This window comes from Streptomyces sp. P5F9 (assembly GCF_057961495.1).
The window spans coordinates 1-19028 of sequence record NZ_JBXVPZ010000171.1; the positions used below are offsets into that span (position 1 = coordinate 1).

The window sequence follows — 19028 nt, forward strand, 5'->3', positions numbered from 1 at the left end:
ACCCACCCGCTGGACGTCCAGGACGCGCTGATCCACTACGCGCGCAAGGGCGCCATCATCAACTCCACCTACCAGCTGTAAGGGGCAGACCGTGAGCGTTGGCACCAACACAACGGTGGACGTGCGGATCATGACCCGCGTCGAACTCGCCCTGCACGGCGTCGCGTTGGACGCACCCGTGCGCAGGCCCGACGGCGCGGGGCCCAGCGACGACGGACACGTCCTCGTCGACGGTGCCAACGCCGCGCTGCCCACCAACCCCGACAGCCCCTACTCCGTACGCGACGGCAAGGTCTGGCTCGGTGACGAGGAGACCGGGCTCACCTTCGAAGCCGTACAGCGACCGAAGTTCTACGACCTGACGACCGCCGACGGCATCCGCTACGAGGAGATCGCCCGCCTGCACGGCACCGACGTCCTCGCCACGACGATCGTGCAGACCTGCATCCGCTACGCCGAGGCCGACCGCTGCCGCTTCTGCACCATCGAGGAGTCCCTGCGCTCCGGCGCCACGGTGGCAGCCAAGACGCCGGCGCAGCTCGCCGAGGTCGCCGAGGCGGCCGTGCGGCTGGACGGCGTCAAGCAGATGGTGATGACCACCGGCACGACCACCGGACCGGACCGGGGCGCCCGCAATCTCGTACGGTCCGTGCGCGCCGTCCTGAAGGCTGTACCCGGCCTGCCCATCCAGGTGCAGTGCGAACCGCCCGGTGACCTCGCATGGATCCGCGCGCTCCACGATGCCGGGGCCACCGCCATCGGCATCCACGTCGAATCCCTCGACGACGAGGTGCGGCGCCGCTGGATGCCCGGCAAGTCGACGGTGCCGATGGCCGAGTACGAGGCCGCCTGGGACGACGCGGTACGGGTCTTCGGGCCCAACCGGGTCTCCACGTACCTGCTCGTCGGACTCGGCGAGGATCCCGACGAACTCATCGCGGGTGCAGGGGAGTTGATCGACCGAGGCGTGTACCCCTTCGTCGTCCCCTTCCGCCCAATGAGCGGCACCCTTGCCGCCCGCGACGGGATCCGTGCGCCCGACGCGGAGCTGCTGCGGTACGTCACCGAGGGCGTCGCGGCGAAGCTGCGGGCGGCCGGGATGAGCGGCTCCGACCAGAGGGCGGGCTGCGCGGCCTGCGGGGCGTGCAGCGTGCTGAAGACGGCGGGCGGGTGATGTCCGTGTACCTCGACGGATCTACGGCACCGCCCGTGGCGGAGGCACCGGTCGACATCCTGGCGCTGCTCGGCGATCGCAGCACCCTGGCCCGCCGGCCCGCGTTCCGCATCGAACAGGTGGCTGGCAAAGGTGAGTTGGCTTCCTACCGTCGACTGCGCCGGGACGCCTTCGTCTACGAGCAGGGCCTGTTCACGGGTCACGACCTCGACGACCGGGACGCCGACCTCCGCACGCTGGTGCTGGTCGCCAAGGACGACGCGGGCACCGTCGTCGGCGGCGTCCGGCTCGGTCCCGTCGCCGACGGCCCCGACATCGGCTGGTGGGCCGGCGGCCGGCTCGTCGTCGCACCCGGCGCCCGCGGTCCGCACGGCATCGGCGCCGCGCTCGTCCGGGCGGCCTGTGCGCGGGCGGAGGCCGAGGGCGTGCTGCGCTTCGACGCGACCGTCCAGGTCCGCAACGAAGTCCTCTTCCGGCGGCTGGGCTGGTGCACGGTGCGTGGGACGACGGTCGCGGACGCACCGCACGTCCTGATGCGGTGGCCGATCGGTCGGATCGCGGATCTCGTGGCGGCCACCAAGTCGCCCCTTGGGCCGCTCCTCGCGGCCCTCCCCACAGCGGCGGCCCGTGCCCTAGGCCAGGACCCTGTCGGCGGGGCCCTGGGAACGGGGGCGCGGGCCGTCCCCGGCGCACCCGGCGGCGCCGGATTCGTCGGCGACGACGGGGCACCGGTTCCCGGCACGGATGTGATCGCCGCGTGCGACGCGATCGTGCCGTCGATGGTCGAGCGGGACCCGGAGTGGGCGGGCTGGTGCTCGGTCCTCGTCAACGTCAACGACCTCGCGGCGATGGGCGCTTCACCGGTCGGGTTGCTCGACGCGGTCGGCGCCCGGGACGCGGCCCATGCCCGACGGATCCTCGCCGGACTCGGGCAGGCGGCACAGGCGTACGGCGTGCCCGTGCTCGGCGGGCACACCCAACTCGGCGTGCCTGCAGCGCTGTCGGTCACCGCGCTCGGCCGCACTGGACATCCCGTCCCGGGCGGTGGTGGGCGGCCCGGGCACGCGGTGCGGCTGACCGCGGACCTCGGCGGCGGCTGGCGCCGGGGGTACGGGGGGCGCCAGTGGGACTCGTCCAGTCACCGTCGTACGGACGAACTGCGCACGATGACCGGCGCGGTGGCCACCGCCCGGCCCGCGTCCGCCAAGGACGTGTCGATGGCGGGGATCGCCGGCACGCTCGGCATGCTCGCGGAGGCGAGCGGGTGCGGAGCCGTGCTCGACGTGGCCGCCGTACCCCGGCCGAGGACGGCGACGACGGGCGACTGGTTCACATGTTTCCCCGGCTTCGCGATGCTCACCACCGACGAGCCCGGCGCCCCACCGCTCCCGGCGGGGCCCGCGACGGGCGCCGTGTGCGGGGAGTTGACCGAGGGACAAGGCGTCGGGCTGCGCTGGCCCGACGGAGAGATCACAGAAGCGGTCACGTCCACCGTGACCGGGATGGGGACCGCATGAGCACCCTGCGTATGGCCGCCGTCGCCGCCGAGTTCGGCCGCGACCTCGAAGAGGACTTCGCGATCGCCGAACGCCTGATCAAGGAGGCACGCGAGCAGGAGGTACGACTCCTCGCCCTCCCGGAGGCCTGCCTCGGCGGCTACCTGCTCAGCCTCGACGACGCCGACGAACTCGACGAAGGCCCGCCCGCGCTCGCCCTCGACGGCCCCGAGATCCGCCGACTGGCCTCCCTGGCCGGTGAGATGACCGTGGTCGCGGGCTACTGCGAGGCCGCGGGCGACGCCCGCTACAACAGCGTGGTCTGCGTCAACGGCGACGGCGTGCTCGGCAACCATCGCAAGGTCCACCAGCCGCTCAGCGAGGACGCCAGCTACGCTTCCGGCGACCGCTTCCACGCCTTCGACACCCCGGTCGGCCGGATCGGCATGATGATCTGCTATGACAAGGCGTTCCCGGAGTCGGCCCGCGCGCTGGCGCTCGACGGCGCCGAGATCGGCGTGGTCGTCTCGGCCTGGCCGGGCGCACGGACGAACGCCGCGACCGATCTGGTCAACGACCGCTGGAAGCGTCGCTTCGACCTGTTCGACCGGGCCCGCGCCCTGGAGAACCAGATCGTGTGGATCTCCGCCAACCAGGCGGGTACGTTCGGGTCGCTACGCTTCGTCGGCAGCGCCAAGGTCGTCGACCCGGGCGGCGAGATCCTCGCCGACACCGGTGTCAAGGCAGGCCTGGCGATCGCCGAACTCGACGTCGCCCAGGCCTTGGAGACCGCCCGCAGGTCGATGGGGCACCTGCGCGACCGGCGGCCCGAGACCTACGACGTTTCCACAGGAGCAGTCAGCGCATGAGCACGATCCGGATCGCGGCCGCGGCCGCCCACTTCGGCCGCGACCTGGAGTTCGACCTCGCGCGCATCGCGAAACTCATCGACGACGCCCGGTCGTCGGGCGCGGCCCTGCTGGTCCTGCCCGACGCCGCGCTCGGCGGCTACCTCGCGGACCTTCGCCACCCCGACCCCGAGGCGCTGCCCCCGGCGCTCAAGCCGGACGACCCATTGATCCGCCAAGTCGCCCGCCTCGCCGCCGAGATGGTCGTGTGCGTCGGCTACTGCGAGGACGGCGGCGACGAGCAGTACAACTCCGCGGTGTGCGTCAGCGGCGACGGCGTCCTGGGCCGGCATCGCAAGGTCCACCTCCCGGCTGGCGAGGTCGCCGCGTACGCGCCCGGGGACCGTTTCGACGCCTTCGACACCCCGGTCGGCCGGATCGGGATGCTCATCGACTACGACAAGACGTTCCCGGAGTCCGCCCGCTCCCTCGCCCTGGACGGCGCCGAGATACTTGCCTGCCTGTCCGCCTGGCCCACCAGCATCACCAACCGCGCCCCGCGCATGGCCCAGGACCGCCAGGCCCGGCTCTTCGACCTGTACGACCAGTCGCGCGCCGCCGAGAACCAGGTCGTCCTGGCCTCCTCCAACCAGACCGGCGCGATGGGCGGCATGCGCTTCCTCGGTCAGGCCAAGGTCGTCGGCCCCGGCGGCGACATCCTCGCCCGCACCTGGGCCAAGGCCGGCCTCGCGGTCGCCGAGGTCGACGTGGCCGCCGAGATCGACCGCGCCCGCCGTATCCTCCGCCACTTGGACGAGCGCCGTCCCGCCGCCTACCGGGAGACCACCTCGTGAAGATCGCCCTGCTCAGCTACTCCACCAAGCCGCGCGGCGGCGTCGTCCACACCCTCGCGCTCGCCGAGGCCCTCACGGCGCTGGGTGAGGACGTCACGGTGTGGTCGCTGGGGCGGGGCGGCGACGCGGGCTTCTTCCGGCCCGTGGACCCAGCCGTACGGGTGCGGATCGTGCCGTTCCCCGACGGGCCGGAGGGCGAAAGTGTCGGCGGGCGCATCCTGCGCTCCATCGCCACCCTCCGGGACGCCTTCGACCCGTCCCCGTACGACATCGTCCACGCCCAGGACTGCATCAGCGCCAACGCGGCGGGCCCCTGCGTCCGCACCGTCCACCACCTCGACCACTTCACCACCCCCGAACTGGCCGCCTGCCACAAACGGGCCCTCGTTGAGCCGTACGCGCACCTGTGCGTCTCACGGTCGGTCGCGGACGAACTCGCCGCCGGCTGGGGCATCAAGGCCGAGACGATACCCAACGGCGTGGCGTACGAACGCTTCGCGCGGACCGAACCGGCGGCCCGCGAGGCCTGGCGCGCCCGCCTCGGCCGGTACGTCCTCACCGTCGGCGGCATCGAACCCCGCAAGGGATCACTGGACCTCCTGGACGCGTACGCGCTGCTGAGAGCCCGGTGGCCGGACGTACGCCTGGTGATCGCGGGCGGCGAGACCCTCTTCGACTACCGCGACTACCGGGCGAGTTGGGAAGCGCGGGCCGTCGAGCTGGGCGTGGAGCCGGTGGTGCTAGGACCGGTGGGGGAGGAGGAGCTGCCTTCGCTGGTGGCCACTGCCGACGCCTTCGCCTTTCCCTCCGTCAAGGAAGGCTTCGGGCTGGCGGCGATGGAGGCGCTGGCCGCCGGGGTGCCGCTCGTCGTCCGCGATCTGCCGGTCCTGCGCGAGGTGTTCGGGTCCGCCGCCCGGTTCGCGGAAACGCCCGGTGATCTGGCTGCCGCACTCGGCCGGGCGCTCACCGAAGCCGATCCCGTCCGCCGGGCCGAGGGCCGCGCACTCGCCGCCCGCCACACCTGGGCGAAGGCCGCCGAACGGCACCTGGCCTTCTACCGCTCCCTGAGCTGAGCGCTTCCCCTCTGGGATCAGCCGCGCTCGGCCGTGGCCGGCGTGGCCTGCCATGCGCGTGGCGACATGCCGTAGGCAGCCCGGAATGCCCGGCTGAAGTGAGCCGGACTGGTGAAGCCCCAACGGTGGGCGACCGCGGCGACAGCTGGGCGCATACGGCCGGGGCGGCTCAGCTCGCGTCGGCATTCCTCCAGCCGGCGGTGCTGGATCCAGCGGCTCACGGTGGTGCCTTCGCTCTGGAAGAGCTTGTGCAGGTAGCGCACGGAGATGTGGTGCGCGGCGGCGATCGATTCGGGTGACAGGTCCGGGTCTGCGAGGTGACGTCCGGCGTAGGTCCGGATTCGCAGGAGCAGCGCCCGGTGGGCGGAGTCGGTGCCGGCGGTGTCCCGGCCGAGTCGCTCGGCGATCACGGTGGTGAGAAGGTCCACCGCGTTGCGGGCGAGCATCTCGCCGACCTGGGGCCCGCAGGTGCCGGCTCCGGCGGCGAGACCGGCAAGGAAGGGCGCCACCATCGCGGCCGGACCTTCGTTGCCCCGGATGGTGATGCTGGTGACGCGCCGCAGGTCGGACTCGGCCAGTCCGAGCGCCTGGCGCGGCACCTGGAAGACCTTGGTCTGGAAACGGTCGGGGAAAGACAGCGTGTACGGGCGGGTCGTGTCGTACAGCACGAAGTCACCCGGCCGCAGCACGGCATCGCGGCCGTCCTGGGAGACCACGGCCGGTCCACGTCCCTGCAGGCCCACGAGCAGGTACTCGTCGCTGTCCCGCGCGATGAGACGCGGAGTGCGGAACACCCGTTCCGCGTCGGCGTCCACCGTGGAGATCCGCAGGTGTCCGAGCCGGTCGGTCGTGACGGCCCCGGAGAACGGCGCCGATGCGGACGCGTCCCTGGGCGTGGAGACGTTCAAAGGCACGAACGTGCCGCAGACCGCTTCGTGCCAGTAGGCCAGCCGCTCGCCGGCGGGCACGGTGTCCGTGGAGAGGACAAGGCTCATGGCGCCTCCACCGGAAGACGGACTTACCGCAACAATCTAGCCAGACCCGCCGTTCCTCCGAGGTCACGGGGGAGTTTCGGTTTTATGACGCGGCGACTGGTGGACCGGCGAGTTCGCTCTCGGTCAACTTCTAGTGCACTGGCGGTCAAACCGCGCCCGTCCGGCGGCCCAGGCTTCGAGTCACGGACAGTCACAGGCCACACCGACACTTGAAGGAGCGCGCCATGCCGAGAACGGGTCCGCCGGGCCACGCCCCTCGTTTCACCGCCTACAGTGCCCGTCTCCCGGAGGGCACGGACGCGTTCGTGTTCGCCCAGTACGCCTGCCAGGCACCTTCCCGGGAAGAGGCCGAGCTGGGAGCGGCGTGCCTCGCCGCCCTGCTCGGCGAGGCGGATGGCCCGGACGTGGTGGACCGCGGATCGTTCCTGGACACCGCCGGATCGCACAACGTGATGCTGATGGCGTACTGGTACGACCCGAGCGGTCACCGGCGCTGGCGGGAGTCGGAGCCCGTCCGCTCCGCCTGGGACAGCCTCCCCGCAGGGGGCCCCGCCGGGTACTGGCGCGAGGAGTCCGTCATCCCCGTCGAGCGGAACGAGACACTGCACACCCACCGCCGCGAGGGCTACGCGACCAGCGGCCTGTCGCAGACCGCCGCCGTGGAACTCCCAGAGACCCAGGTACACGACTACTGGGGCGCGGCGCGCGACCGCATCGCGGCATCGGCCACCGAGGAGTTGGAGCCCGCGCTGCCGGTCTTCGAACCCGAGGTCCCCGAGGCGTCCGAGACCCGCGGGCGCCGCGTCGCCGTCGCCGTACCCGGAAACGTCGCGCTGATCCGCACCGCACAAGACTGGTCCGCGGCCACGCTCTACCGCGAGAAGTACCTCGCCGACGTGAAACCGGTCAAGGACCGGGGTGTCGACTTCCTCGCGGAGAACCCCGGATCCGGCTGCATCGCCGCCCGCAACCTCATGGAGGAGTCGGCCGACGGCGCGTCCCTCGACCGCGCCTGCACCATCGCCTGGTTCGCTTCGCTGGAGCACCTGATGACCTGGTGCCGGTCGCACCGTACCCACCTGGACATCTACGCCAGCTTCTTCCAGATGGTCGGCGGCGGCGAGGGCCCGCTGGACGTCGCCTTCTGGCACGAGGTCTCCGTACTCTCCGTCGGGTCGATCGTCGCCGAGTACGTCAACTGCGATCCACGGACCGGCTTCCTGCCCCTCTCCGCCCGTCACACCACCGTCACATCAGCCTGACAGCCGAGGAGAATTCACCATGGTCGACTACACCGGAGCTTTCAAGGCTGCCGTGGTCCAGGCGGAGCCGGTATGGCTCGATGCCGACGCCACGATCGACAAGAGCATCGGGCTGATCGAGGAGGCCGCCCGAGGCGGAGCGCAGATCGTCGCGTTCCCCGAGACCTTCGTTCCCGGCTACCCCTGGTGGCTGTGGCTGGACTCGCCGGCCTCGGGCATGCGGTTCGTCGGCCGGTACCACGAGAACTCGCTGGCCCTGGACGGCCCGCGCTTCCGGCGGCTGCTCGACGCCGCACGGGCGCACTCCATCGCGGTGGTCGCCGGATACAGCGAGCGCAGCGGCGGCAGCCTGTACATGGGCCAGGCGGTGATCTCCGCCGCCGGTGAGCTCGTCGGCGCCCGCCGCAAGCTCAAGCCCACCCACGTGGAGCGCACCCTCTTCGGGGAAGGCGACGGCTCCGACCTCGTGGTGCACGAGACCGCGCTCGGCCGGGTCGGCGCCCTGTGTTGCTGGGAGCACCTCCAGCCGCTGACCAAGTACGCCATGTTCAGCCAGCACGAGCAGGTGCATGTGGCGGCCTGGCCCAGCTTCTCGATATACAAGGGCGCGGCCTACGCGCTCGGCCCCGAGGTCAACACCGCCGCCTCCCAGCTCTACGCCGCCGAGGGCCAGGTCTTCGTCCTCGCGCCCTGCGCGATCGTCGGCGACGCCGCGATCGAGCTGTTCTGCGACACCCCCGTCAAGGAACAACTACTGCAGCGAGGCGGCGGGTTCACCCGGATCTATGGCCCCGACGGCCGCCCCCTGACCGAGCCGCTCCCCGAGGATGCCGAGGGCATCCTGTACGCCGATATCGACCTGTCCGCGATCCCGTTCGCCAAGGCCGCCGCCGACCCGGTCGGGCACTACTCCCGCCCCGACGTCACCCGCCTCCTCTTCGACCGCACCGAACGACGGCCCGTGGAGTACTCCGCACCGCCGGTCGAGTACGCCGACGACGTACCGAACGTCGCGGAGCCGCAGACCGTGGAGGTGTGACCGCTCCGGGGACCCACAATCCCAGGGCTGCCCCGTTCAGTCGTCCTGGAGCGGCATCTCCCTGAAACGGGCGGCCAGTTCGCTGCGGGAGCGGATGCCGAGCTTCGCGTAGATGTGGGTCAGGTGGTACTGGACGGTCTTGACGGAGATGAACATGTCGAGGGCCGTCTGCTGGTTGGTGGCTCCGGCGGCGACGAGCTGGGCCACGGCCTGTTCCTGGGGTGTGAGTCGGGAAAGGCCGGGAGCGGCACGGGTGGCGTGCAGGCCGCCCGCCTTGAGTTCGCGGTCGCACCTCTCGACGTAGGTGCGGGCGCCGAGGGTGACATAGGCGTCGCGGGCGTTCTGGAGGACGGCGTCGGCCTCGCGGCGTTTGCCCGCGCGGCGCAGGGTCTGGCCGTAGGCGAAGTTGACCCGGGCCCGGTCGTAGGGCAGGGGCAGGTTGTCCAGGTGGGCGAGGGCCTGCTCGAACTCCTTGCGGGAGGTGTCGATGTCACCGCGCGCGGCGGTGAGCCTCCCGCGGGCAAGACCGAGCCGGGCCAGAGTGGAGCGGTGGGCACGGCGCGCGGCGAGGTCCTCGTGGGGGGTGAGGAACGCGTCTGCCTCGTTCAACTGGCCGGTCATCACCAGGGCGTTGGCGTAGACGTCCGGCCAGGGCCAGAACCCCGGCTCGTTGACGGCCTCCCGTGCGGGCAGGTGGACAAGGGGGGAGAGCGCCTCGACGGCTCGCGCGTAGTCGCCGCGCGCCTCCGCGACCTGGGCGCGGGCCAGACAGGCAGGGACCAGCATGACCTCGTAGCGGTGTACGTCGGCCGCGGCCTCGCCCAGGTGATGGTCGGCCAGGTCCCAGTCGCCGCACAGGGCGTGTACCTGGGCGCCGGTCCAGTGGACCAGCGGACGGACCAGTTCGATGTGCACCTCGGCGAGCCGGGCCGCCGCGCGCTGCACGGTCTCGACGGCTTCCTGCCATGCCCCCAGGGTGAACTGGGTGCGGGCCAGCCAGCCCTGGGCCCACAGGGAGATGCGGGTGGAGCCCATTCGGTAGCCGGTGGGGACGGCTGCCTCCAGTCTGCGGCGTGCCGCCTCGGGGTTGTCGAGGGCGAGGTCGACCCAGCCGCGACCGACCTGGAAGCGCTGGGGCTGGGCGCCGCCGGGCAGTTGGGCGCCGGCCGCCTCGTACGCGGCGAGGGCTTCCTCCGGTCGGCCCATGGCGGCGAGCCCGAGACCCAGGATGGCCTCCGATTCGACGGCCGACGGGTCGCCGGGATCCGCCAGTTCGACGGCCCGGCGGGCCCAGGCCACGAGATCGTGCGGGTCCCAGCGCCCCAGGGCGTGCAGGACACGGCGCTGGCAGAGCTTCGCCATCACCTCGGGATCGTGTTCCGGGTTGCAGCGCTCCCCGGCCCGGATCAGGAACACCTCGGCCTCCGACGGGCGCCCGCGCATGATGGCCAGATAGGCGAGGACCACGTCGCGCAGCGCGCCGGCCGGGAAGCTCTCCAGCTCCGCGGCGAAGCCGGCGGCCTGCGGCACGTCTCCGGCACCGATCATGGCGTCGACGGCACGCAGCAGCCGGTCCTGGCGCGCGGTGCCGGCGGGGCTGAGGCGGCCGGCGCGGACCAGGGTGTCGGCCACCGCGGCCCACTCGCCGGCGGCGGCCCGCTCGACCGCGTACCGGTCGAGTTCCTCGGCGAGCGCACCGTCCACGGTGGTGGCGGCGGCCACGCGGTGCGTCAGACGGCGGCCCCGGCCCTCGACGGTCGCCGCCGCCCGCAGGTGCAGTGCGGCACGGCGGGACAGGCCGATGCCCGTGAGGACGGAGGCGCGGATCAGTGGATGGGCGAAGGCCAGCAGGGTGCGACCGGGATCGACGGTCGCGGTCAGCAGTCCCGCCGCCCGCGCCTCGTCCACCGCGGCCAGCGGGTCGTCGATGTCCGCGAGCGCGGAGGCCTCGGCGAGCGACACGTCGTCGGCCAGGATGGCACACGCCTCCATCAGGGCCCGGGCCGCGTCACCGCACCGGGCGAGGCGGTGTCGGACGGCTGAGGCGTAGCGGGCGGGCGCGGGCAGGTCGGGACGCCAGTCCTGCCAGGTCTCGCGGGGCAGCTCGTGCAGCAGCTGGGTGACGTACCGGGGATTGCCGAGGGTGTGGCGGCACAGGTGCCGAGCGGCGGAGAGGTCAAGGGCGACGCCCTCGATCTCGCGGGCCAGCGTCCCGACCTCCTCGGGGGACAGGGGGCGCAGCCGTACGGCCTCGTCGCGGCAGCCGTCCAGGAACTCCAGGGTCCGCAGCACCGAGCGGGGCAGGTCCGGCGGGTTCTCGTCTGCTCCACGGGTCTCGTGCAGTTCGTACGGTGCGTCGCGTGCGACCAGGACGACGAGGACCTTCTCCTCCGCCGTCCTGCGCACCGCGGAACGGATCGCGCGCAGACTCTCCACATCGGCCCAGTGGGCGTCCTCGACGATCACGACGAGCGGCCCCTGCTCCTGCCGGGCCGCCCACTGGCGGTGCAGGAGCCGCCCGGTGTCCAGAACCGCCTGAGGGGAGGCGGGGTCCGGCACGGCGAAGCCGGGGGCGCAGGCCTGTACGAGCTGCTCGGCGATGCCCAGGGGCAGACCGGACTCCCAGGACACCCCCGCCACGCGCAGGACGCCTGGAGGGGGCGCGTCGGTGTGCGGTTCCCGTGCCCTGAGGGCGTGTTCGACGAGGGCCGACTTGCCGATGCCCGCTGGCCCCTCGACCAGAACCAGGGCGGGGTGGCCCGTGCGGGCGGCGCTGAGCGCACGGGCCAGCGCGGCGACCTCGCCGACCCGCCCGATCAGACGTTGCTGCTGCTCAGGGCGGTCATTCATGTGCCAGCACGCTAACACTCCGGACGTCAGCCGAGGTCCCCGCCGGCGACGGGAAGCACCGTGCCGGTGATGTAGGACGCCTCGTCGGAGGCGAGGAAGCAGATCGCGGCGGCCTGCTCGTCGAGCGTGCCGTACCGCTTCAGCAGGCTGGAGGAGAGGGTCTGGTCGATGTGGGCCTGAAACCAGTCCTTCTCCCGAGCGGTCCGGGGCGGCGGTGTGCCCCGGGAGATCCGGCGCGGGGGCGCCTGGGTCCCGCCCGGCGCGGTGGCGACCACGCGGACGCCGGCGTCGGCGCACTCGAAGGCGAGTGATGCGGTGAGCGCGTTGATGCCGCCTTTGGCCGCGGAGTACGGAACGCGGTGGATACCGCGAGTTGCCGCCGAGGACACGTTGACGATCACGCCGTGCCCCTGCTCCGTCATCGTCGGCAGCACGGCGCGGCAGGACCACAACGTCGTCAGCAGCGAGCGGGTGATCTCCGCCTCGATCTCCTGGGCGGAGAACTCGGTGAACGGCTTGAAGTTGATCGCGCCGCCCACGTTGTTGACCAGGACGTCGATCCGGCCGTGGTGCTCCAGTGCGGCGGCGCTAGCCTCCTCCGCCCCGGAGTACGTCTCCAGGTCGGCGGTGACCGAGTGTGCGCCCAGTTCGGCGGCCACTTCGTGCACCAGCTCGGACCGGTCCACGAGCGTCAGCCGGGCGGACTCGGCGGCCAGGCGGCGGGCGACGGCGAGGCCGATGCCCTGGGCCGCCCCGGTGACCACGACCGTCCGGCCGGCGAACCGGTGCGTGTGGACGCCGGTCGCGCTCATGCGGCCTCGGCCGTCTCTCGTACGGCGGCTACGACGGCCGGGGCGAACTTCTCGTAGTGGAAGCTCGCCGGAGCGACGCCGAGCGACGCGATGTGCTGCCGTACCCCCTCGACCATCGCCGGCGGCCCGCAGAGGTAGACGTCCGCGTCGCCGTCGTGGAGCGTTCCGGTGTCGATGAGGTTCGTGACGAACCCCTTGTTGTGGGCGCTGCTGGACGTGTCGGCCACGCAATGGTCGAAGGTGAAGGACGGGATGACCCCGGCGTAGTCCTCCAGGGTGTCCAGATGGACGAGGTCCTGGTCGGTGGTGACGCCGTAGAGCAGGTGGACCGGCTGCTGTAGGCCCGGGCTCTGGGCCAGGCGTTCCAGCATCGACAGCAGCGGCGCCAGGCCGGTGCCGCCGGCCAGGAACAGGGCGGGGCGGGTCAGTTCGCGCAGGTAGAAGCTGCCCATCGGCCCTGTGAAGTCGAGGCGGTCGCCTGCCTGTGCGCGTTCGGCGAGGTACGAGGACATCGCGCCGCCATTGGTGAGGCGCACCAGGAACGAGACGAGGTGCTGGTTCGGGCCGGAGCTGAAGGAGTACGACCGGGTCTGGTCCGTCCCCGGGACAGTGATGTTGACGTACTGGCCGGGCAGGAAGCCCAGCGCCGCCCGGTTGCCGACGTCGAGGGTGAGGCCGACCGTGGTGGGGGAGTGCCGCTGGATGTCCACCAGGGTGGCGGTGTGCGAGGCCGCCGCGGTCTTTGCGGCCGCCGACGTCGATGGAATGCGCAGCACGAGGTCGCTGTGCGGGGTCATCTGGCAGGGCAGGCAGTAGCCGAGCGCTGCCTCGTCCTCGGTCAGCGCCTCGTCGATGTAGTCACCGCCGTCGTAACTGCCGGACTCGCACACCGACTTGCACGTCCCGCAGGCGCCGTCGCGGCAGTCGAGGGGGATGTTGATGCGGGCTTTGTACGAGGCATCGGCGATCGTTTCTCCCGGTCGGCACTCGATGAACCGGGTGATGCCGTCCTCGAAGCCCAGGGCGACCTGGAATGTCATGAGGGTGCTCGTTTCAGACGTGGTAGATGTCGACGACGTGGTGCACGTAGTCGTTCTTGAGGACGACCTTCTTGCGCGTGATCACCGGTTCCGGCCCCGAGACGTCGAGTTGGTAGAAGGAGGTGCCGAAGTAGGTGTCGACCGTCTGGTAGCGGTAGTAGAGCGTGAACCAGTTGAAGCGCACGTCCACCAAGTCGCCTTCCTTGCCAGCGAGTTCGACGTTGGTGATGTTGTGGCCGGTGCGCGGCTCGGGCAGGCTCGTGGCGGAGGAGCGGTCGGTTCGGATGCGGAAGATCCGGTCCTCCAGACCGCCGCGGTTCGCGTAGTAGACGAGGGAGATCTCGCGCTGCGGGTCGGCGGTGAGTTCGTCGTCGTCGGCCCAGGCGGGCATCCAGAACTCGGCGTCGGGGTGGTAGCACTCCAGCCACTTCTCGAACTCGCGGTCGTCGAGGTGGCGTGCCTCGCGGTAGAGGAACTGGCGAATGCCTTCGAGCGTGATCTCTTCGACTGCCGTGGTCACTTCGTCACCTCCAGGGCGGTGCGCAGGGTCTGCAGCCAGTAGCCGTGCTGGATGGGGTAGAGGCCCTCGTCCTCGGTGCGGACCCCGCTGGCGATCGGGTTGATGCCGATGCGTTTGGCGTCCTCGTCGGGGCCGTCGATCTGGTGCACGGCGCCTCGGCTGAGGTCGTTCCACGGGGCGGCGTCGGCCAGGTAGGTCTTCTGGCAGGAGCGGAATTCCTCCAGGTCGTCCGGGGTGGCCATGCCGGTGGCGTTGAAGAAGTCCTCGTACTGCCGGATCCGGGTGGCCCGCGCCTTGGCCGACTCGCCCTTGGGGGCGATGCAGTAGATGGTGACCTCTGTCTTGTCCACGGAGATCGGCCTGAAGTGCCGTATCTGCGAGCTGAACTGGTCCATCAGGTAGACGTTGGGATAGAGGCAGAGATTGCGGGAGACGCCGATCATCCAGTCGGCCTTGTCCGCGCCGTACTGCTCCACCAGCTCGTCGCGTTTGTCTGCGAGGGGCCGGTTGGCGGGGTCCAGCCACTTCGTCCACAGCAGCAGGTGCCCGTGGTCGAAGGAGTAGAAGCCGCCCTTCTGTTTGGACCAGCCGCCGGCGTCCATGGTCTTGGTGTCGTTGGTGGACGCCCCGGCGGTCCGGCGGGCCTGGGTGGCGGCGTAGTTCCAGTGCGTGGCGGAGACGTGGTAGCCGTCGGCGCCGTTCTCCGCCTGGAGCTTCCAGTTGCCGTCGTAGTGGTACGTCGACGAGCCGCGCAGCACCTCCAGGCCCTCCGGGGACTGGTCGACGATCATGTCGATGACGACCGCCGCGTCACCGAGGTGCTCGGTGAGGGGTTTGACGTCCGGGTTGAGGCTGCCGAAGAGGAAGCCGCGGTAGCTCTCGAAACGGGCGACCTTGGTCAGGTCGTGCGAGCCGTCCTTGTTGAACTGCTCGGGATAGCCGGCCTCCCGTGGGTCCTTGACCTTCAGCAGCTTGCCGGCGTTGTTGTAGGTCCAGCCGTGGAACGGGCAGGTGAACGTGGTGCGGTTGTCGGTCTTCCGGCGGCAAAGCATCGCTCCGCGGTGGCTGCACGCGTTGACCAGGCAGTGCAACTCGCCTTGTTTGTCACGGGAGATGACGACGGGCTGCCGGCCGATGTAGGTGGTGAAGTAGTCACCGATCTCCGGGATCTGGCTGTCGTGCGCGAGGTAGATCCAGTTCCCCTCGAAGATGTGCTTCATCTCAAGCTCGAAGAGTTCCTCGTCGGTGAAGACACCCCGGCGGACGCGGTACACGCCGTCCTCCGGGTCCTCCACGAGGGCGTCGTCGAGGATGGTCCGAGCGCGACTGTGGGCTTCGGCCATGGTCCGTCCCTCCGATTCGATCAAGCCACCTGGCTGACCGCCGCGTGTTGCGGCTGCTTTTCAGCACCATGACACCGAGATGAATGGTCGGCCCTGGGTATTTCCCCAGGGTTGACCCAGGGGGGTATTGATATCTCTGGCGTCTCAATAGGCTGCAATCAAGTATTTGTGGGATACGGAACTCGCTCTCTACGCTGAGGCGTATTCGAGGGCCCCGAAAGAGGAAAGGGGCAGCCCGATGGACGTCAGGAACCTGGAAATCAGGCATCTCCGGTATTTCGCGGCCGTCGCCGAGACACGCCATTTCGGAAAGGCCGCGCAACACCTGCACATGGCCCAGCCGCCGCTCTCCCAGGCGATCCGCCGCCTGGAGACGGAACTGGGCGTGGCGCTGTTCACCCGCACCACCCGGCAGGTCGCCCTGACCGGCGCCGGCGAGGTGTTCCGCACCGATGTGGAGCGCATCCTCAAGGCCGTCGACGAAGCGGTGGCCAGGGTCGGACGCTTCGCATCGGGAGCTGAGGGGGTGCTCAGGATCGGCCTGACGGGGTCCGCCTCGTACCGACAACTGCCCCTACTCGCACGGCTGGTGAAACGGGAGATGCCGCAAGTGATGCTGGAGGTGCACACCGAGATGCTCACGCCCGCTCAGGAGACGGGGCTGATCGAGCGGCGCCTCGACGTCGGCGTCCTGCGCCCGCCGGTTCGGCAGGAGGGCATCGCCCACCGTCCCATCGCCGACGAACCCCTGATCGCGGCCGTCCCCGAGGAACACTGGCTCGGGGAGGCGGACTCCGTGCGCGTGGAGCAACTGCGGCACGAGAACTTCATCATGTACGGCGCCACGCTCGGTTCCGTCGTCAACGACGCGGTCGTCCGCAGTTGTCTGGCATCCGGGTTCTACCCGCACTGCGCCTACGAGGTCACCGAGACCTCGGCCGCCCTGGCGCTGGTCGCCGCCGGACTCGGCGTCGCCGTACTCCCGGACTCGATCCGCTCCGCGCCCCGTGAAGGAGTGGTGTGCAAGGAGATCGAGGACGCGCTGTCCATCCGCCTGGACCTGGCCTGGCGCGAGGACGACGACTCCCCGCTGCTGCGGAATCTCCTGAAGGCGCTGGAGCGGAACGACGTGTTTCTAGAAGTCTCCGAAGGAGTGGCATGAAGATCGTCGAAGTGGAGGCAATCCCTTTTGCCATTCCGTACCGGAAACCGCTGAAGTTCGCGAGCGGTGAAGTGCACACCGCCGACCACGTCCTGGTACGGGTCCATACGGACGAGGGCCTCACGGGAACCGCCGAGGCACCGCCCCGCCCGTATACATACGGCGAGACCCAGGAATCGATCATCGCCGTGATCGACAAGCTCTTCGCACCCCAGCTCCTGGGGCTGACGGCCCTGGAGCGGGAGGCGGTCCACGAGCGTCTCGATCGGACCGTCGGCAACCCGACCGCCAAGGCCGCCGTCGACATGGCGCTGTGGGACATCCTCGGCCAGGCCGCCGGCATGCCGGTCTCCGGGCTGCTCGGCGGCTACACCGACCGCATGCGGGTGAGCCACATGGTCGGCTTCGCGCCCGCCGACGAGATGGTCGCCGAGGCGGAACGGATCCGGGCCACGTACGGCGTCACAACCTTCAAGGTGAAGGTCGGCCGACAGCCGTACGGCGACGATGTCGCGGCCTGTCGGGCCCTGCGGGACGCGCTGGGCCCGGACATCGACCTCTACATCGACGGAAACCGGGGCTGGACGGCATCCGAGTCCGCCCGGGCACTTCGCGAGATGGCCGACCTCGGCCTGACTTTCGCCGAGGAACTCTGCCCCGCCGACGACGTGTTGGGCAGGCGCTGGCTTGTGGCTCAGAGCCCCGTCCCCTTCATTGCCGACGAGAGCGCCACCCGCCCCGCCGAGGTCACCCGTGAACTCCTCGGCGGCTCCGCCACCGCCATCAGCATCAAGACCGCCCGCACCGGCTTCACCGCCTCCCAGCGTGTCCTGCACGAGTGCGAGGGCCTGGGAGTCGAGGTGGTGATGGGCAATCAGATCGACGGCCAGATCGGCACGTTGTGCACGGTCGCCTTCGGTGCCGCCCACCGCACGACCACTCGGCAGGCCGGCGAACTGTCCAACTTCCTTGACATGACCGACGACCTCCTCACCGAGCCGCTGACCATCGAGAACGGCACCCTGCACATCCGCGAAGGCGCCGGACTCGGCATCGACATCGACCCCGACAAGCTGGCCCGCTACCGCCAGGACCGCTGACGAGCATCTAGCTGACACACCATCAAGAATCTTTCTAGGGACGGGAAGACCATGACCGACATCATCACCGAGCAGGCCACCGCGGCAGCCTCCGGCGCCGCCGCCACCGAACGCTTCCGCAGCAGGCAGCAGTCCGGCTCCGATGCCGACACCCAGCGCGTGGACACCCTCGCCACCGAACTCATCACCGCCGTCCACGACGTCGTCCGTCGCAACAAGGTGACCTACGCCGAGTACGACGCGCTCAAGTCCTGGCTGATCCAGGTCGGCCAGGACGGCGAGTGGCCGCTCTTCCTGGACGTGTGGATCGAGCACGTCGTGGAAGAGGTCGCGAACGAGAACCGCGAAGGCAGCAAGGGGACCATCGAGGGCCCGTACTACGTCCCGGACTCCCCGAGTCTGCCCGCCGAGGCGACCCTGCCGATGCGGGACGGCGAAGAGGGCACGCCACTGCTCTTCCAGGGCCAGGTGACCAGTGTGGACGGCACAGCGCTGTCCGGCGCGACGGTGGAGATCTGGCACGCGGACAACGACGGCTACTACTCGCAGTTCGCGCCGGGTCTGCCCGAGTGGAACCTGCGCGGCGCGGTCACCGCCGACGAGACCGGCCACTTCTGGATCAACACCATCGAGCCGGCGCCGTACCAGATCCCGACCGACGGCTCCTGCGGCCGGCTCATCGCCGCCGCTGGCTGGCACGCCTGGCGCCCCGCACACCTGCACCTGAAGGTGTCGGCGCCGGGCCACCAACTCATCACCACCCAGCTGTACTTCAAGGACGGCAGCCACGTCGAGGACGACATCGCCCAGGCCGTCAAGCCCGAACTGATCCTGGCCCCCACCCCGGTCGCGGACGGCAAGGGCAACGGCAACGAGGTCACGTACGACTTCGCCCTCGACAAGGAGTGATGCACGGTGCTGTTCGCGGTACGGATGGACGTCGCGATTCCGCGCGACGTCGACCCCGAGGTCCGCGCGGACCTGGTGGCACGGGAGAAGGCATACTGCCAGGAACTGCAGAAGTCGGGGGAGTGGGTGCACATCTGGCGGTGCGTCGGACAGTACGCCAACATCAGCGTCTTCGACGTCGCCGACAACGAGGCCCTGCACCGTCTCCTGTGGGACCTCCCCCTCTTCTCCTACATGAGAGTCGACGTGACGCCGCTGGCTCAGCACCCGTCCGGCCTGGCCGCTGGCGAGGCCGTGGCGTGATGGACAAGGTGGTGGCCACGGCGGGTGAGGCGGTGGCTGATGTGCCGGACGGCGCGTCGCTCGCGGTGGGCGGGTTCGGGCTGAGTGGGGTGCCGAACGTGCTGATCCAGGCGTTGTACGAGCGGGGGGTGAGTGGTGTTTCGGTGGTGTCCAACAACTGTGGGGCGTTGGAGGCCGGGCTTGCGGTGCTGCTGGCCGCCGGTCGGATCGCGCGGGTGACGGGTTCCTATATCGGGGCGAACAAGGAG

18 protein-coding genes are annotated in these 19028 nt (G+C 70.5%); 12 read left to right on the plus strand and 6 right to left on the minus strand.

The window, feature by feature from the left end; translation table 11 throughout:
- Window positions 1–91: 91 nt before the first annotated feature.
- The 5 genes from AC31A1_RS25575 to AC31A1_RS25595 are packed head-to-tail and all read left to right on the plus strand — an operon-like array spanning window position 92 to window position 5445.
- Window positions 92–1174, plus strand: a complete 1083-nt coding sequence (locus AC31A1_RS25575; protein ID WP_489655564.1) for an MSMEG_0568 family radical SAM protein — start codon at window positions 92–94, stop codon at window positions 1172–1174.
- Window positions 1144–2691, plus strand: coding sequence for an MSMEG_0567/sll0787 family protein (locus tag AC31A1_RS25580; RefSeq protein WP_489655565.1), 1548 nt, complete (start codon window positions 1144–1146; stop codon window positions 2689–2691). The genes AC31A1_RS25575 and AC31A1_RS25580 overlap by 31 nt, the downstream gene beginning before the upstream one ends.
- The gene (locus AC31A1_RS25585) at window positions 2688–3539 is read left to right on the plus strand and encodes a carbon-nitrogen hydrolase family protein (protein WP_489655566.1); all 852 of its coding nucleotides are present in this window, start codon (window positions 2688–2690) and stop codon (window positions 3537–3539) included. Before AC31A1_RS25580 ends, AC31A1_RS25585 begins: the two co-directional genes overlap by 4 nt.
- Window positions 3536–4372 carry a carbon-nitrogen hydrolase family protein gene (locus AC31A1_RS25590; protein ID WP_489655567.1) on the plus strand — a complete coding sequence of 279 codons (837 nt, stop codon included), beginning with the start codon at window positions 3536–3538 and terminating at the stop codon, window positions 4370–4372. Before AC31A1_RS25585 ends, AC31A1_RS25590 begins: the two co-directional genes overlap by 4 nt.
- The gene (locus AC31A1_RS25595; protein WP_489655568.1) at window positions 4369–5445 is read left to right on the plus strand and encodes an MSMEG_0565 family glycosyltransferase; all 1077 of its coding nucleotides are present in this window, start codon (window positions 4369–4371) and stop codon (window positions 5443–5445) included. Before AC31A1_RS25590 ends, AC31A1_RS25595 begins: the two co-directional genes overlap by 4 nt.
- Before the next feature lie 17 nt (window positions 5446–5462).
- Here AC31A1_RS25595 and AC31A1_RS25600 read toward each other — a convergent pair whose 3' ends face one another.
- On the minus strand, window positions 5463–6440 hold the full coding sequence (locus AC31A1_RS25600; RefSeq protein ID WP_489655569.1) for an AraC-like ligand-binding domain-containing protein: 978 nt from the start codon (window positions 6438–6440) through the stop codon (window positions 5463–5465).
- Between the two features lie 224 nt (window positions 6441–6664).
- On the opposite strand from AC31A1_RS25600, the gene AC31A1_RS25605 reads away from it, so the two are divergent.
- Together AC31A1_RS25605 and AC31A1_RS25610 are read left to right on the plus strand one after the other, a co-directional pair.
- Window positions 6665–7702: a phenylacetaldoxime dehydratase family protein gene (locus AC31A1_RS25605; protein ID WP_489655570.1), complete on the plus strand. Its 1038-nt coding sequence runs from the start codon at window positions 6665–6667 to the stop codon at window positions 7700–7702.
- 19 nt (window positions 7703–7721) lie between these two features.
- Window positions 7722–8741: a carbon-nitrogen hydrolase family protein gene (locus tag AC31A1_RS25610; RefSeq protein WP_489655571.1), complete on the plus strand. Its 1020-nt coding sequence runs from the start codon at window positions 7722–7724 to the stop codon at window positions 8739–8741.
- A 36-nt stretch (window positions 8742–8777) separates the two neighbouring features.
- Here AC31A1_RS25610 and AC31A1_RS25615 read toward each other — a convergent pair whose 3' ends face one another.
- From AC31A1_RS25615 to benA, 5 genes are read right to left on the minus strand one after another with little or no spacing between them, the layout of a single operon-like run.
- Window positions 8778–11591, minus strand: coding sequence for a helix-turn-helix transcriptional regulator (locus tag AC31A1_RS25615; protein WP_489655572.1), 2814 nt, complete (start codon window positions 11589–11591; stop codon window positions 8778–8780).
- A gap of 26 nt (window positions 11592–11617) precedes the next feature.
- Window positions 11618–12403 carry a benzoate diol dehydrogenase BenD gene (benD, locus tag AC31A1_RS25620; RefSeq protein ID WP_489655573.1) on the minus strand — a complete coding sequence of 262 codons (786 nt, stop codon included), beginning with the start codon at window positions 12401–12403 and terminating at the stop codon, window positions 11618–11620.
- Window positions 12400–13443: a benzoate 1,2-dioxygenase electron transfer component BenC gene (gene benC, locus AC31A1_RS25625; RefSeq protein ID WP_489655574.1), complete on the minus strand. Its 1044-nt coding sequence runs from the start codon at window positions 13441–13443 to the stop codon at window positions 12400–12402. The genes benD and benC overlap by 4 nt, the downstream gene beginning before the upstream one ends.
- A 13-nt stretch (window positions 13444–13456) precedes the next feature.
- Entirely contained in the window at window positions 13457–13963 is a 507-nt protein-coding gene (gene benB, locus AC31A1_RS25630; RefSeq protein WP_489655575.1) for a benzoate 1,2-dioxygenase small subunit, read from the minus strand.
- Window positions 13960–15306: a benzoate 1,2-dioxygenase large subunit gene (gene benA, locus AC31A1_RS25635; protein WP_489655576.1), complete on the minus strand. Its 1347-nt coding sequence runs from the start codon at window positions 15304–15306 to the stop codon at window positions 13960–13962. The genes benB and benA overlap by 4 nt, the downstream gene beginning before the upstream one ends.
- Before the next feature lie 238 nt (window positions 15307–15544).
- On the opposite strand from benA, the gene AC31A1_RS25640 reads away from it, so the two are divergent.
- From AC31A1_RS25640 to AC31A1_RS25660, 5 genes are all read left to right on the plus strand, one after another.
- Complete coding sequence (locus AC31A1_RS25640; RefSeq protein ID WP_489655577.1) at window positions 15545–16468, plus strand: LysR substrate-binding domain-containing protein; 924 nt, start codon at window positions 15545–15547, stop codon at window positions 16466–16468.
- Window positions 16465–17568, plus strand: coding sequence for a mandelate racemase/muconate lactonizing enzyme family protein (locus AC31A1_RS25645; RefSeq protein WP_489655578.1), 1104 nt, complete (start codon window positions 16465–16467; stop codon window positions 17566–17568). Before AC31A1_RS25640 ends, AC31A1_RS25645 begins: the two co-directional genes overlap by 4 nt.
- Before the next feature lie 51 nt (window positions 17569–17619).
- The gene (gene catA, locus AC31A1_RS25650) at window positions 17620–18477 is read left to right on the plus strand and encodes a catechol 1,2-dioxygenase (RefSeq protein WP_489655579.1); all 858 of its coding nucleotides are present in this window, start codon (window positions 17620–17622) and stop codon (window positions 18475–18477) included.
- Between the two features lie 6 nt (window positions 18478–18483).
- A complete protein-coding gene (catC, locus tag AC31A1_RS25655; protein ID WP_489655580.1) occupies window positions 18484–18780 on the plus strand; it encodes a muconolactone Delta-isomerase in 297 nt (98 codons plus the stop codon).
- Window positions 18780–19028 (plus strand): CoA-transferase (locus AC31A1_RS25660; RefSeq protein WP_489655581.1); only part of this gene is annotated, 249 nt, incomplete at its 3' end. The genes catC and AC31A1_RS25660, both read left to right, overlap by 1 nt.